This is a genomic window from Pantoea sp. B65 (assembly GCF_047308185.1).
Taxonomy (GTDB): domain Bacteria; phylum Pseudomonadota; class Gammaproteobacteria; order Enterobacterales; family Enterobacteriaceae; genus Erwinia.
In genome coordinates this window covers 202,826-215,348 of the sequence record NZ_JAHXPU010000044.1, presented here as the reverse complement: position 1 = coordinate 215,348, position 12,523 = coordinate 202,826, and the positions used below count along the sequence as shown (strand labels likewise).

The 12,523-nt window shown below is 55.2% G+C and carries 13 protein-coding genes; 12 read left to right on the top strand and 1 reads right to left on the bottom strand.

Translation table 11 applies throughout. The annotated features are described in order from the left end of the window. The first annotated feature begins 2 nt into the window (after window positions 1-2). From cysD to rpoS, 12 genes are all read left to right on the top strand, one after another. Window positions 3-911, top strand: a complete 909-nt coding sequence (gene cysD, locus JWF83_RS23580; RefSeq protein WP_413652936.1) for a sulfate adenylyltransferase subunit CysD — start codon at window positions 3-5, stop codon at window positions 909-911. Window positions 912-922: 11 nt separating this feature from the next. Next, window positions 923-2,350 carry a sulfate adenylyltransferase subunit CysN gene (gene cysN / locus JWF83_RS23575; RefSeq protein ID WP_413652935.1) on the top strand — a complete coding sequence of 476 codons (1,428 nt, stop codon included), beginning with the start codon at window positions 923-925 and terminating at the stop codon, window positions 2,348-2,350. Continuing rightward, the gene (cysC, locus tag JWF83_RS23570; RefSeq protein WP_413652934.1) at window positions 2,350-2,958 is read left to right on the top strand and encodes an adenylyl-sulfate kinase; all 609 of its coding nucleotides are present in this window, start codon (window positions 2,350-2,352) and stop codon (window positions 2,956-2,958) included. Before cysN ends, cysC begins: the two co-directional genes overlap by 1 nt. A 147-nt stretch (window positions 2,959-3,105) precedes the next feature. After that, window positions 3,106-3,426, top strand: coding sequence for a DUF3561 family protein (locus tag JWF83_RS23565; RefSeq protein WP_413652933.1), 321 nt, complete (start codon window positions 3,106-3,108; stop codon window positions 3,424-3,426). A 262-nt stretch (window positions 3,427-3,688) separates the two neighbouring features. Next, window positions 3,689-4,006: a cell division protein FtsB gene (gene ftsB / locus JWF83_RS23560; RefSeq protein ID WP_413652932.1), complete on the top strand. Its 318-nt coding sequence runs from the start codon at window positions 3,689-3,691 to the stop codon at window positions 4,004-4,006. A 3-nt stretch (window positions 4,007-4,009) separates the two neighbouring features. Further along, entirely contained in the window at window positions 4,010-4,720 is a 711-nt protein-coding gene (gene ispD, locus JWF83_RS23555) for a 2-C-methyl-D-erythritol 4-phosphate cytidylyltransferase (protein WP_413652931.1), read from the top strand. A 10-nt stretch (window positions 4,721-4,730) separates the two neighbouring features. After that, entirely contained in the window at window positions 4,731-5,210 is a 480-nt protein-coding gene (gene ispF / locus JWF83_RS23550) for a 2-C-methyl-D-erythritol 2,4-cyclodiphosphate synthase (RefSeq protein ID WP_413652930.1), read from the top strand. Next, entirely contained in the window at window positions 5,210-6,259 is a 1,050-nt protein-coding gene (gene truD, locus JWF83_RS23545) for a tRNA pseudouridine(13) synthase TruD (RefSeq protein WP_413652929.1), read from the top strand. Before ispF ends, truD begins: the two co-directional genes overlap by 1 nt. Further along, the gene (gene surE, locus JWF83_RS23540; protein WP_413652928.1) at window positions 6,240-7,001 is read left to right on the top strand and encodes a 5'/3'-nucleotidase SurE; all 762 of its coding nucleotides are present in this window, start codon (window positions 6,240-6,242) and stop codon (window positions 6,999-7,001) included. The genes truD and surE overlap by 20 nt, the downstream gene beginning before the upstream one ends. Then, the gene (locus JWF83_RS23535) at window positions 6,995-7,621 is read left to right on the top strand and encodes a protein-L-isoaspartate(D-aspartate) O-methyltransferase (RefSeq protein WP_413652927.1); all 627 of its coding nucleotides are present in this window, start codon (window positions 6,995-6,997) and stop codon (window positions 7,619-7,621) included. The genes surE and JWF83_RS23535 overlap by 7 nt, the downstream gene beginning before the upstream one ends. Before the next feature lie 183 nt (window positions 7,622-7,804). Beyond that, complete coding sequence (gene nlpD / locus JWF83_RS23530) at window positions 7,805-8,860, top strand: murein hydrolase activator NlpD (protein ID WP_413652926.1); 1,056 nt, start codon at window positions 7,805-7,807, stop codon at window positions 8,858-8,860. Between the two features lie 57 nt (window positions 8,861-8,917). Next, window positions 8,918-9,910, top strand: a complete 993-nt coding sequence (gene rpoS, locus JWF83_RS23525) for an RNA polymerase sigma factor RpoS (protein WP_413652925.1) — start codon at window positions 8,918-8,920, stop codon at window positions 9,908-9,910. Between the two features lie 94 nt (window positions 9,911-10,004). On the opposite strand, the gene JWF83_RS23520 is transcribed toward rpoS, so the two are convergent. Continuing rightward, window positions 10,005-12,410 carry an SET domain-containing protein gene (locus tag JWF83_RS23520; protein ID WP_413652924.1) on the bottom strand — a complete coding sequence of 802 codons (2,406 nt, stop codon included), beginning with the start codon at window positions 12,408-12,410 and terminating at the stop codon, window positions 10,005-10,007. Between the last annotated feature and the right edge of the window lie 113 nt (window positions 12,411-12,523).

Below are 12,523 nucleotides of genomic sequence, written 5' to 3'. Positions count from 1 at the left end.
TTATGGATCAAAAACGACTCACTCATCTGCGTCAGCTGGAGGCGGAGAGTATCCATATTATCCGCGAAGTGGCGGCGGAGTTCTCTAACCCGGTGATGATGTACTCCATCGGTAAAGATTCATCCGTGATGCTGCATCTGGCGCGGAAAGCCTTCTATCCGGGAACCCTGCCGTTCCCGCTGCTGCATGTTGATACCGGCTGGAAGTTTCGCGAAATGTACGAGTTCCGTGACCGCATGGTGAAAAGCATTGGCGCCGAACTGCTGGTGCATCGCAACCCGGAAGGGGTGGCGATGGGGATCAATCCTTTTGTCCACGGCAGCGCCAAACATACCGATATTATGAAAACCGAAGGGCTGAAGCAGGCGCTGAATAAGTGGGGCTTTGACGCCGCTTTCGGCGGCGCGCGCCGTGATGAAGAGAAATCACGCGCCAAAGAGCGTATCTACTCGTTCCGCGACCGTTTCCACCGCTGGGATCCGAAAAACCAGCGTCCGGAGCTATGGCATAACTACAACGGCCAGATTAACAAAGGTGAAAGCATTCGTGTTTTCCCGCTGTCGAACTGGACCGAACTGGATATCTGGCAGTACATCTTCCTGGAAAATATTGAGATCGTTCCGCTGTACCTGGCGGCGCCGCGTCCGGTACTGGAACGTGACGGTATGCTGATGATGATCGATGACGACCGTATCGATCTGCAGCCTGGTGAAGTGATCGAGCAGCGTATGGTGCGTTTCCGTACCCTCGGCTGCTGGCCACTCACCGGCGCCGTAGAGTCTGAAGCCCGGACTTTGCCGGAGATCATCGAAGAGATGCTGGTATCGACCACCAGCGAACGTCAGGGACGCGTGATTGACCGCGACCAGGCCGGCTCAATGGAGCTGAAGAAACGCCAGGGTTATTTCTAAGGAGCTGCCAGATGAACAACGTTATTGCACAACAAATTGCCGATCAGGGTGGGGTGGAAGCCTGGTTGCACGCGCAGCAACATAAAAGCCTGCTGCGTTTTCTTACCTGTGGCAGCGTCGACGACGGGAAAAGTACGCTGATTGGTCGCCTGCTGCACGATACCCGGCAGATTTATGAAGATCAGCTCTCTTCACTGCACAATGACAGCAAACGTCACGGTACTCAGGGGGAAAAACTCGATCTGGCGCTGCTGGTGGATGGTCTGCAGGCGGAGCGTGAGCAGGGGATCACCATTGATGTGGCGTATCGCTATTTCTCTACCGAGAAGCGTAAATTTATTATCGCAGATACCCCGGGGCATGAGCAGTACACCCGTAATATGGCTACCGGCGCCTCTACCTGTGACCTGGCGATCCTGCTGATCGATGCGCGTAAAGGCGTGCTGGATCAAACTCGTCGTCACAGTTTTATCTCCACCCTGCTGGGGATCAAACATCTGGTGGTAGCGATCAATAAAATGGACCTGGTGGAGTACCGGCAGGAAACCTTCGAGCAGATCAAACAGGATTACCTCGATTTTGCCGCCCAGCTGCCGGACGATCTGGATATTCGCTTTGTGCCACTGTCGGCGCTGGAAGGCGAAAACGTCGCGGCGCCGGGCGCAGCGATGAACTGGTACAGCGGTCCGACCCTGCTGGACCTGCTGGAAACCGTTGAAGTGCAGCGGGTAGTGGAACAGCAGCCGATGCGCTTCCCGGTGCAGTATGTTAACCGCCCGAATCTCGATTTTCGTGGCTATGCCGGTACCCTGGCATCCGGTACGGTGCAGGTGGGCCAGCGGGTGAAAGTACTGCCATCCGGCGTGGAGTCGACTATTGCCCGTATCGTCACCTTTGATGGCGATCTGCAACAGGCGGCTGCCGGTGAAGCGCTGACGCTGGTGCTGAAAGATGAAATCGATATCAGCCGTGGCGATCTGCTGGTGGCCGCCGATGCTGAGCTGAAAGCGGTGCAGGGCGCATCGATTGACGTGGTGTGGATGGCGGAGCAGCCATTATCGCCAGGTCAGAGTTATGACGTTAAAATCGCCGGCAAGAAAACCCGGGCGCGTATCGAAAAGATTCAGCATCAGGTAGAAATTAACAGCCTGACGCAGCGTGAAGTGGATATTCTGCCACTGAACGGTATCGGGCTGGTGGACGTCACTTTTGATGAACCGCTGGTGCTGGATGCCTATCGGCAGAACCCGGTGACCGGCGGAATGATCTTTATCGATCGTCTGAGCAACGTCACCGTAGGCGCCGGGATGATCCGCGAGCCGCAGCATGATGTGGCGCAGAACCGCACCGATTTCAGCGCCTTCGAGCTGGAGTTAAACGCGCTGGTGCGTCGTCACTTCCCACACTGGGGCGCGCGCGATCTGCTGGGTGGTCAGTAATGGCCGCCGCACATGATGAAAATGTTATCTGGCATGCGCACACGTTAACGCGTGCGCAGCGGGAAACGCTGCATGGCCATCAGGGCGTGGTGTTGTGGTTTACCGGGCTGTCCGGTTCGGGTAAATCCACGGTGGCCGGCGCGCTGGAGCAGGCGCTGCATCAGCATGGCGTCAGTACCTATCTGCTGGATGGCGATAACGTGCGCCATGGCCTGTGCCGCGACCTCGGTTTTAGCGATGACGATCGCAAAGAGAATATTCGTCGCGTCGGGGAAGTGGCCAAACTGATGGTCGATGCGGGTCTGGTGGTGCTGACGGCGTTTATTTCTCCCCATCGTGCTGAACGTCAGATGGTGCGCGATCTGCTGGGTGAAGGGCGCTTTATTGAGGTGTTTGTCGACACGCCTCTCGCCATCTGTGAAGCGCGCGATCCGAAGGGTTTATATAAAAAAGCCCGTGCCGGAGAACTGCGCAATTTTACCGGTATCGACGCGGTTTACGAGGCGCCGGAGCAGGCTGAAATCCGGCTGGATGGCGAACAATTGGTAACAAAATTGATAGCGCAATTGTTAGACGTACTGCGTGGCCGCGATATTATCAATTCCTGAGATAGTTACGGTATACCCATTATTCTTCAGGGCGGGATCGGTAGGGGAGCCATGCATGGCTTCCGCTGCAAAAGGGTTCCCGCAGCCTGAATAAGAAGGGGTGTCAAACGCCAGAGAGCGTGCCGACAACGCGTCAACAGGATACTTATGCAGAACGTTACCCCCATGCTTGCTCGTAAAGATGAACGTGACCAGGACGAACACTCGTGGTCCTTCCCCGGTGGGGTCATTGGCTTTGTGTCATACTGGCTCGCCCTGGCGATCCCGTTTCTGCTGTACGGCTCTAATACGCTGTTTTTCTTCCTCTACACCTGGCCTTTCTTCCTGGCATTGCTGCCGGTTTCGGTATTAATTGGCATCGCTTTTAGCCTGCTGCTGCGTGGCCGGCTGGTCTGGACCTGTATTGCCACGGTGCTGGCGGTGATTTGTCTGTTCTGGTTGCTGTTCTCGTTTCTCACTGGCTGGTAAGGCGCTCCCCGCGGTTTGCGCCTGGTGAGTATGTTTCGCCGCGTTACAAATCTTTGCTGAGCCAGCCGCATCACCGCTGACGATTAACCCTGTTCTGAATCTTCCCCCTGGCCGCTAACCCCCCCCCCCTGTTTCACCGGCAAAGACGATAGCCATTTGCAGAACTTTTGTGCGTGATTCTGATAAAGCTACTCAATTTCGCCTGTAGAGTGGAGTCGGGCCAAAAGTTATGGGATGATTGAGCCGTTTTTCAGGGGGCGTGATGGGTAAACTGACGCTGTTGTTACTTGTTCTATTAGGCTGGCTGCAATATTCGCTCTGGCTGGGCAAGAACGGCATTCATGATTATACGCGCGTCAGCGATGACGTCGCGGTACAGCAGGCGAATAACGCCAAACTAAAAGCGCGTAACGATCAGCTCTTCGCCGAAATCGATGATTTGAATGGCGGTTCGGAGGCGATTGAGGAACGCGCACGTAGCGAGCTGGGCATGATTAAACCCGGCGAGACTTTCTATCGCCTTGTGCCGGATCAAAACCGACGAAACGCGCAACAGGCAGCTCAAAATCAACAACGATAACGAATGACCAATATGGCAGGTTCCTTTCCCGAGATTATCGCCGTGGTTCCCGCGGCCGGTATCGGCAGCCGTATGCTGTCTGACTGTCCGAAACAATATCTGACCATTGGCACGCAAACCATTCTCGAACACAGTATTGCCAGCCTGCTGGCGCACCCGGCGGTGACGCGCGTTATTGTGGCGCTCAGTGACGATGATGTGCAATTTCAGCAACTGGCCATCGCCCGCGATGCGCGCATTACCCCGGTTACCGGTGGGCGCCAGCGGGCAGATTCGGTGCTGGCGGGCTTACAGGCAGCCGGCAACGCCGAATGGGTGCTGGTGCATGACGCCGCGCGCCCCTGTCTGCATGCAGACGATCTGGCGCGCCTGCTGGCGATTGCCGCTACCAGCCGCGTCGGCGGTATCCTCGCCGCGCCGGTGCGCGATACCATGAAGCGTGCCGAACCAGGTAAAGCAGATATTGCGCATACCGTGGATCGCGATGCTTTATGGCATGCGCTGACCCCACAGTTTTTCCCGCTCGACCTGCTGCGCAGCTGTTTGCTGCGCGCGCTCAATGAAGGTGCCACTATTACCGATGAAGCCTCGGCTCTGGAGTATTGTGGTTACCATCCGCAACTGGTGGAAGGGCGTAGCGATAATATTAAAGTCACGCGGCCTGAGGATCTGGCGCTGGCCGACTTCTATTTGACTCAATTACATAATAAATAAGGAGCGCAAAATGCGTATCGGTCACGGTTTTGATGTCCATGCTTTTGGTGGCGAAGGCCCGCTGATTATCGGTGGTGTGCGAATTCCTTATGAAAAAGGTTTGCTGGCGCATTCGGATGGCGATGTGGCGCTGCATGCGCTGACTGACGCGCTGCTCGGCGCTGCGGCGCTGGGTGACATCGGCAAACTGTTTCCTGATACCGATCCGGCATTTAAAGGCGCGGACAGCCGCCTGCTGCTGCGTGAGGCCATGGCGAAAATTCAGCAAAAAGGCTATCGACCTGGCAATGTCGATGTGACCATTATTGCCCAGGCGCCGAAAATGCTGCCGCATATTCCCCAGATGCGGATTAATATCGCGGAAGATCTCGGCATCCATATGGATGATGTCAATGTCAAAGCCACCACCACCGAGAAGCTCGGTTTTACCGGGCGCGGTGAGGGTATCGCCTGTGAAGCGGTGGCTTTGCTGATTAAGGTTAACGCCTGATGGATATGCTGAATCTGAGCTGGCTGCATGGCAAGCCGACGGCGCGCGGTAAGCTGAAAGCCAATCCGGAAGATTTTATCGTGATTGAAGATCTGGGTTACGGCCCGGATGGCGAAGGCGAGCATCTGCTGGTGCGTCTGCGCAAAAATGGCTGTAACACGCGTTTTGTCGCCGATGCGCTGGCCAAATTTACCGGCATTCCGCCGCGCGAGGTCAGCTTTGCCGGGATGAAAGACCGCCATGCGGTCACCGAACAGTGGTTTTGCCTGCGTCTGCCCGGCAAAGAGACGCCGGATATGTCCGCTTTTGATCTCGAAGGCTGTGAAGTGCTGGAAAGCGCGCGCCATAAGCGCAAACTACGCACTGGCGCATTGCAGGGCAATGCGTTTAAGCTGATTCTACGTCAGATTAGCGATCGCGCTGCGGTTGAGCAGCGTCTGACGCAGATTAGCCAGCTGGGCGTACCTAACTATTTTGGCCTGCAGCGCTTTGGCCGCGGCGGCAATAACCTGCTGCAGGCACGGCGCTGGGCGGCGGATGAAATCCGCGTGCGCGAGCGCAGTAAGCGCAGTTTTATGCTGTCGGCGGCGCGCAGCGCGATGTTTAACCAGGTGACCAGCGATCGGCTGGCGCAGCAACACTCTCTGTGTCAGGTCATGGCCGGCGATGCCTTGCAACTGACCGGTCGCGGCAGCTGGTTTGTCGCCGAAGCGGCTGAACTGGAGACGCTGCAGCAACGGGTCGATCAGCATGAGTTGCGGATTACCGCGCCGCTTCCTGGCCGCGGTGAGTGGGGAAGTCGTGATGCGGCGCTGGCATTTGAACAGCAGTGCCTGGCGGCAGAGGCAGAATTGATTACACTGCCTGAACGCGAAGGTGTCGAAGCGGCACGCCGCGCAATGTTAGTTATCCCGCGTGAACTGCGCTGGAACTGGTGGGATGATGTTACGGTAGAACTGAATTTCTGGCTGCCAGCCGGAAGTTTTGCCACCAGCGTAGTACGTGAAATCCTGGAGCTGGAAGGTGACGATGCGGATATTGCTGAGTAATGATGATGGTATTCATGCGCCGGGTATTCAGATTCTGGCGAAGGCCTTGCGTGCGTTTGCTGAGGTGCAAATTGTTGCGCCCGACCGCAATCGCAGCGGCGCCTCAAATTCACTGACGCTGGAAACGCCGTTACGTACCTTCTCCTATCCTAACGGCGATATTGCGGTGCAGATGGGAACGCCAACGGATTGCGTCTATCTCGGCGTTAATGCGCTGATGCAGCCGAAACCGGATATTGTGGTATCCGGAATTAACGCCGGGCCTAACCTTGGCGATGATGTCATCTACTCCGGCACCGTTGCGGCGGCGATGGAGGGGCGCCATCTCGGTTTACCGGCGCTGGCGGTATCGCTGGACGGGCATCAGCACTATGAAACCGCAGCGGCGATCACCTGCAACATCCTGCGCGCCCTGCAGCGAGAACCGCTGCGCACCGGGCGGATTCTGAATATCAATGTACCGGATCTGCCGCTTGACCAGATTAAAGGCATCCGGGTTACCCGTTGCGGTAGCCGTCATCCCGCCGATCAGGTGATCCCGCAGCAGGATCCGCGCGGTAATACGCTCTACTGGATCGGCCCGCCGGGCGATAAGTTTGATGCCGGCCCGGATACCGATTTTGCCGCGCTGGATGAGGGCTACGTTTCGCTCACCGCGCTACATGTCGATTTAACCGCGCATGGTGCGCAAGATGTGGTCGCCAGTTGGTTAACCAAAGCCGAGGTTGATGGGGAATGGTGAGCAAACGTATTGATACGTTGCTGGAACAGTTACGCCAGCAGGGCATTGAAGATGAGCGTTTGCTAAAGGCAATTGAAGAGGTGCCGCGCGAACGTTTTGTCGATGAGGCGTTTGAACATAAAGCCTGGGAAAACGTGGCATTACCGATTGGCTCCGGTCAGACCATTTCGCAACCGTATATGGTGGCGAAAATGACCGCCCTGCTTGAATTAACGCCAACGTCGCGGGTGCTGGAGATTGGCACCGGTTCCGGTTATCAGACGGCGATACTGGCGCATCTGGTGGAGCATGTCTGCTCTGTCGAGCGCATTAAAGGTTTGCAGTGGCAGGCCAAGCGCCGTCTGAAACAGCTTGATTTGCATAATGTCTCTACCCGTCACGGCGATGGCTGGCAAGGCTGGCCGTCGCGCGGGCCGTTTGACGCGATTATTGTTACCGCCGCGCCGCCCGAAATTCCGACTGAACTGATGTCGCAACTGGATGACGGCGGCATAATGGTGTTGCCGGTAGGGGAAGAGCAGCAGGTGCTGAAACGCATCCGGCGTAAAGGTGGCGAGTTCGTGGTCGATACTGTAGAAGCGGTGCGTTTTGTCCCGCTGGTAAAAGGCGACCTGGCTTAAAGCCGCACGCCATCAGCCATTGTCAGCATTTCTACACAACTGATTAATGGCACGGTGGTGTTGATGTTGTTAGTATCGTTAGTAATTTCTGCCAGTTGCCGCTTGCGGCCAGACGCCACGCTTTGCGTGTGTCGCCGGGTTTGAACCGGTAACTGGTTACAGTTTTGCCGTCACGGGGGATAGATGAGCACGGGAAGCCCAGGATTTAAATTGAGCCGTATTGCGGCAGTTTCGCTGGTTGGTTTTTGGTTGGCGGGTTGCTCTAACAACAACTCTGCACAGGCTCCTATCAGCAGCGTTGGCGGTGACTCAGGTATGATGAGTAGTCGTTCATCCGGCGGCAGGATGTTATCGGGAGGAGCAGCCCCCGTCACCTCAATCGGCTCAGCGGAGAGTAACGTGCAGACGCAAAATGGTCGCATCGTTTACAACCGCAGTTATGGGAAGATTCCGAAAGGTAGTTACAGCGGCGAAACCTACACGGTGAAACGTGGCGATACCCTGTTCTATATTGCCTGGATTACCGGCAATGATTTCCGTGATTTAGCCCAACGCAATAATGTCACAGAGCCATACAGTCTCAATGTGGGCCAGACTTTGCAGGTTAGTAACGGCTCCGGATCATCGATTACTGGCGGCAATTCCATTACTGTCGCGGATGCCACCCAGGGCGGCGTTCCGGTGCCGCCGGCCGCGACGCAAATTAAATCGTCAACGGTTGCACAACAACCGGTTATTACGTATTCTGAAGATTCTGGTAAATCAAGTGGAGGCAAGATGTTGCCTTCAGCGGGAACAACTGTTGCAACGACAACAGCCCCGGTTATCGCTCCGACAGTCAGTAGCACCACAAATAGCTCCACTCCGGTGGGAAGCTGGCGCTGGCCTACTGATGGTAAGATTATCGACAACTTCTCTGCCTCCGAAGGCGGCAATAAAGGAATCGATATCGCGGGTTCACGCGGACAACCTGTCGTATCAACTGCCTCCGGGCGTGTGGTATATGCAGGGAACGCCTTACGTGGATACGGTAATCTGATTATCATCAAACATAACGATGATTACCTGAGTGCATATGCGCACAACGACACAATGCTGGTTCGCGAGCAGGAAGAAGTTAAAGCGGGTCAGAAGATTGCGACGATGGGCAGCACCGGTACCAGTTCAGTTAGATTGCATTTTGAAATTCGTTACAAGGGGAAATCCGTCAACCCGTTGCGTTATTTACCGCAGCGATAAACCGGCAGAACCCTAAATCTGGTGTTCTGCCCTGGGAATCACGGGTAGGAGCCGCTTATGAGCCAGAATACGCTGAAAGTTAACGAGTTACACGAAGACGCGGAATTCGACGAGAACGGAGCTGAGATTTTTGACGAGAAGGCTCTTGTCGGAAACGAACCTGGTGATAATGAGTTAGCTGAAGAAGAGTTGATGTCGCAGGGTGCGACACAAAGAGTCCTGGATGCGACGCAGCTCTATTTAGGAGAGATTGGCTATTCTCCGCTTTTAACGGCAGAGGAAGAAGTTTTCTTTGCTCGCCGTGCGCTACGTGGTGACATTCCATCTCGTCGCCGGATGATTGAGAGTAACTTACGCCTGGTGGTGAAGATTGCCCGTCGTTACAGCAATCGAGGTCTGGCGCTACTGGACCTGATTGAAGAAGGTAACCTCGGCCTGATCCGCGCCGTAGAGAAGTTTGACCCGGAAAGAGGGTTCCGTTTCTCTACTTATGCCACCTGGTGGATTCGTCAGACTATTGAACGGGCGATTATGAATCAAACCCGGACCATTCGTCTGCCGATTCATATCGTTAAAGAACTGAATGTTTATCTGCGTACAGCGCGTGAACTTTCCCATAAGCTTGATCACGAGCCGAGTGCGGAAGAGATTGCTGAACAGCTTGATAGACCTGTTGATGATGTCAGCCGTATGCTGCGTCTCAATGAACGTATTACGTCAGTCGATACCCCGTTAGGCGGTGATTCTGAAAAAGCGCTGCTGGATATTCTGGCCGATGAGAAAGACAACGGTCCGGAAGACACCACGCAAGACGATGATATGAAACAAAGCATCGTTAAATGGCTGTTCGAACTGAACGCCAAGCAGCGTGAAGTACTGGCTCGTCGTTTTGGCCTGTTAGGCTACGAAGCGGCAACGCTCGAAGATGTGGGTCGCGAAATTGGTTTGACCCGTGAGCGTGTACGTCAGATTCAGGTTGAAGGTCTGCGTCGTCTGCGTGAAATTCTGCAGACTCAGGGACTGAATATCGAAGCGTTATTCCGGGAATAAGCTTTGAGTGACATAAGTGAATGCGAAAGCGGTGGCTGATACCCACCGCTTTTTTATTGCCTGCGTTTCAGCGCGGGCGGTCGGCAGAGATAGGCTATCCGCTGCTGTCCGGCGTATGCGCTTCAGGTTCGGTTTTTACCGCAAACGGGTGGTGATGTTGCAGTGAATAATAGCGGCCATAGTCAGTTAACAACTCTTCCCCGGCGCGGATATTGCGCCTGGCAATAAACGCAATAATGTTATGGCCTGCTTTCACCGCGACGACGTTATTGTTTGCCGATGCCAGCACTTTTCCTTCCGCCGTTACCTCTGCGGTATTCAGAAACGCCATATAGCCTGTCAGCAGATGACCGCCAATTCCGGCGCTAACCATCAGCGGTTTTTTCTTCTGCCCGCCTTCCTTTCGCCGTGCTCGTGCAGCGCGTAATTCAAATGAATAGACCGGGAAATTTATATCGGCGTTTTTGACTGCCGCGTCATACTCTTTTTTATTGCGGTACACCACGCCAGAATAGATGCCCAACATGGTCCCGGCCGGAATATCGGTTAGCGCAATCAGCCCGGTGCCCAATTCCGGGCGTGCAAAATCAACATGCAACGCATAATATCCCTGCTGTTTAATCAGCTCGTGGAGGGTGCCATGCTGCGCAGCGTGCACATGGGCCCGCATCTGTTGTGACGCCCGTTCGCCAGCCGCCGGACTGAGTTTGAGATCGGGCGGCAGCTTATTCAGTTTCAGGGTTTCGACCTCCACCTCTGCCAGCAATTCACGCAGCGGCCCCTGTTCATATCCGAGGGCTATGCGTTCATCTTCTTTGGCTATCAGCACCGGCAGGCGTTGCAGGACGCGGAGCTGTTGCGAGTACCAGAGCGTCAGCTCGGAATCGTTATCCGCTTCCTGTTTGATGGTGATTTCCGTCTCGCCTGATGCTCCGCCTTTCTTCTTATGACGAAATTTACTTATGGTTTGATACAGCGTATCGGGACGGACATCAAACTGAACCGCAATTCTGTCGATGCTGATTTTCAGCGCCTTTAGCTGCGGCTCATGTTTCAGGCAGAGACGGGCAATGGAACTGACCGTCACCTTGCCGTCAGGCTGAAATTCACTGAGCCAGTTTGCCGCCGCAGGCGTCAGCACCAGCAGCGCGGCTTTCTTTCTTCGGCGCAATTCCGCCAGCTTCTTCGCTAAGGCGCCGACTGGCAGCGAAAAATGTTCCGCCAGCTGAAAATCGCTGATTTCGTGCTGTTTAATCTGCCGCTGCTGCTGCATACAGAGCCGGGCAACCGTATCAGGGGTGATATCGCCCGGCAGCTTAAGCTGCTCAAGCCACTGCTTTTGCTCCGCGCTCAGCCTCATCGACTGGTACTGCAGAGCTTTCTGCTGCAATTTGCGTATCTGATATTTCAGCACATTTTCTGACACGCCGTGGTACAAAATCAGATCTTCCCGACAGAGCTGGTTCTGTTTTAACGCCTCCTGCTGGTCAAGGCAGAAGCGGGCAATCTCCACGGCAGAGACTTTTCCTTGCGGGTCACGGCGCCATGGCCACTGGTCAAGCCACGTACGGGCTTTGTCAGTCAGTATGCGTGGTGGAATGCTCTGTTGCTTGCAGAGCCTGCCGATCTGTTTTTTTAGCGAGTAAACATTTATCTGGTGAAATGCTGCCAGATCGTTGACGATCACCCCCTGAGCCTGCAGCAGGGGCTGCTGGTTAAGCCAGAATGCGGCGATATCCACTATTCTCACTTTGCCATCTTCGTTCCGGCGCCAGCAACAGGTCTTAAGCCATTTTTCGGTTTCCGCGGTCAGAAGATATCCCTGACCAGAGGCGCCATGCCTGACCTCACGTATCCGTTTCTGCAGGCTGTGCAGTTTTATGGCGTGAAATTTTGCCAGCTGTGCCTGAGTAATACCGAACCGGATCAGCTCTGCTTCCTGCTGGCAGTAAAATTGCGCAATCGACCGGCCTCTGGCTTTTCCGGAGAACGGTTTTTTCAGCGCATGTCGTTCCAGCCATAGCTGTTGTTGCCCGTTAAGTGGTTCAACCGGCAGGATTTCTCTTTTCAGTCCGGCGATGGTGATCGTCAGCGATTTTGCTGAGATGTTAAACCGGCCGGCCAGCAGTGCCGGCGTAATACCCAGCCGGTTAATCTCTGTTTCATGGTCTGTAAAGATCTTCGCCACCTTTAGCACCACCACCTTACCCAGCGCGTTGCGTGGCGCGGGTTGTTGCTGTAGCCATTGCTCTGCGGCCGCTGTCAGCTTGTCAGCGGCTGGCTGGTCGGCGATGTTTACCCTGCTGCCGCTCAGGGGGTCGACCGGCGGCAGGCTGGCTTTATTCTTTTTCAGCGTGCGCTGATGTTGCGAAATGACGTTGCTGTGGCGCGCCGCATGATCTTTTGCCCGCTGCAGCAGCGAACGTTTTCTGAGCAGGGCGGAGGGTGATGCGGCGGGTTCGGCATTCATCCCGGCAGCGGGCTGGAGGGTGGCTGACAATAAGGCAGAAAAATTCGGCGGCGATCTGAATGCGGATGGTGGCGGCGGGTAAAAAAATACGGCAGGGGGATAGTGATTCGCCGGCGGGAGAGGTGCAGGGTACAACAGCGGTT

What these genes read in the sequence shown, in the direction of transcription:
- cysD (WP_413652936.1), top strand. Translation starts at nt 3, where the DNA reads ATGGATCAAAAACGACTCACTCATCTGCGTCAGCTGGAGGCGGAGAGT.
- cysN (WP_413652935.1), top strand. Translation starts at nt 923, where the DNA reads ATGAACAACGTTATTGCACAACAAATTGCCGATCAGGGTGGGGTGGAA.
- cysC (WP_413652934.1), top strand. Translation starts at nt 2,350, where the DNA reads ATGGCCGCCGCACATGATGAAAATGTTATCTGGCATGCGCACACGTTA.
- JWF83_RS23565 (WP_413652933.1), top strand. Translation starts at nt 3,106, where the DNA reads ATGCAGAACGTTACCCCCATGCTTGCTCGTAAAGATGAACGTGACCAG.
- ftsB (WP_413652932.1), top strand. Translation starts at nt 3,689, where the DNA reads ATGGGTAAACTGACGCTGTTGTTACTTGTTCTATTAGGCTGGCTGCAA.
- ispD (WP_413652931.1), top strand. Translation starts at nt 4,010, where the DNA reads ATGACCAATATGGCAGGTTCCTTTCCCGAGATTATCGCCGTGGTTCCC.
- ispF (WP_413652930.1), top strand. Translation starts at nt 4,731, where the DNA reads ATGCGTATCGGTCACGGTTTTGATGTCCATGCTTTTGGTGGCGAAGGC.
- truD (WP_413652929.1), top strand. Translation starts at nt 5,210, where the DNA reads ATGGATATGCTGAATCTGAGCTGGCTGCATGGCAAGCCGACGGCGCGC.
- surE (WP_413652928.1), top strand. Translation starts at nt 6,240, where the DNA reads ATGCGGATATTGCTGAGTAATGATGATGGTATTCATGCGCCGGGTATT.
- JWF83_RS23535 (WP_413652927.1), top strand. Translation starts at nt 6,995, where the DNA reads ATGGTGAGCAAACGTATTGATACGTTGCTGGAACAGTTACGCCAGCAG.
- nlpD (WP_413652926.1), top strand. Translation starts at nt 7,805, where the DNA reads ATGAGCACGGGAAGCCCAGGATTTAAATTGAGCCGTATTGCGGCAGTT.
- rpoS (WP_413652925.1), top strand. Translation starts at nt 8,918, where the DNA reads ATGAGCCAGAATACGCTGAAAGTTAACGAGTTACACGAAGACGCGGAA.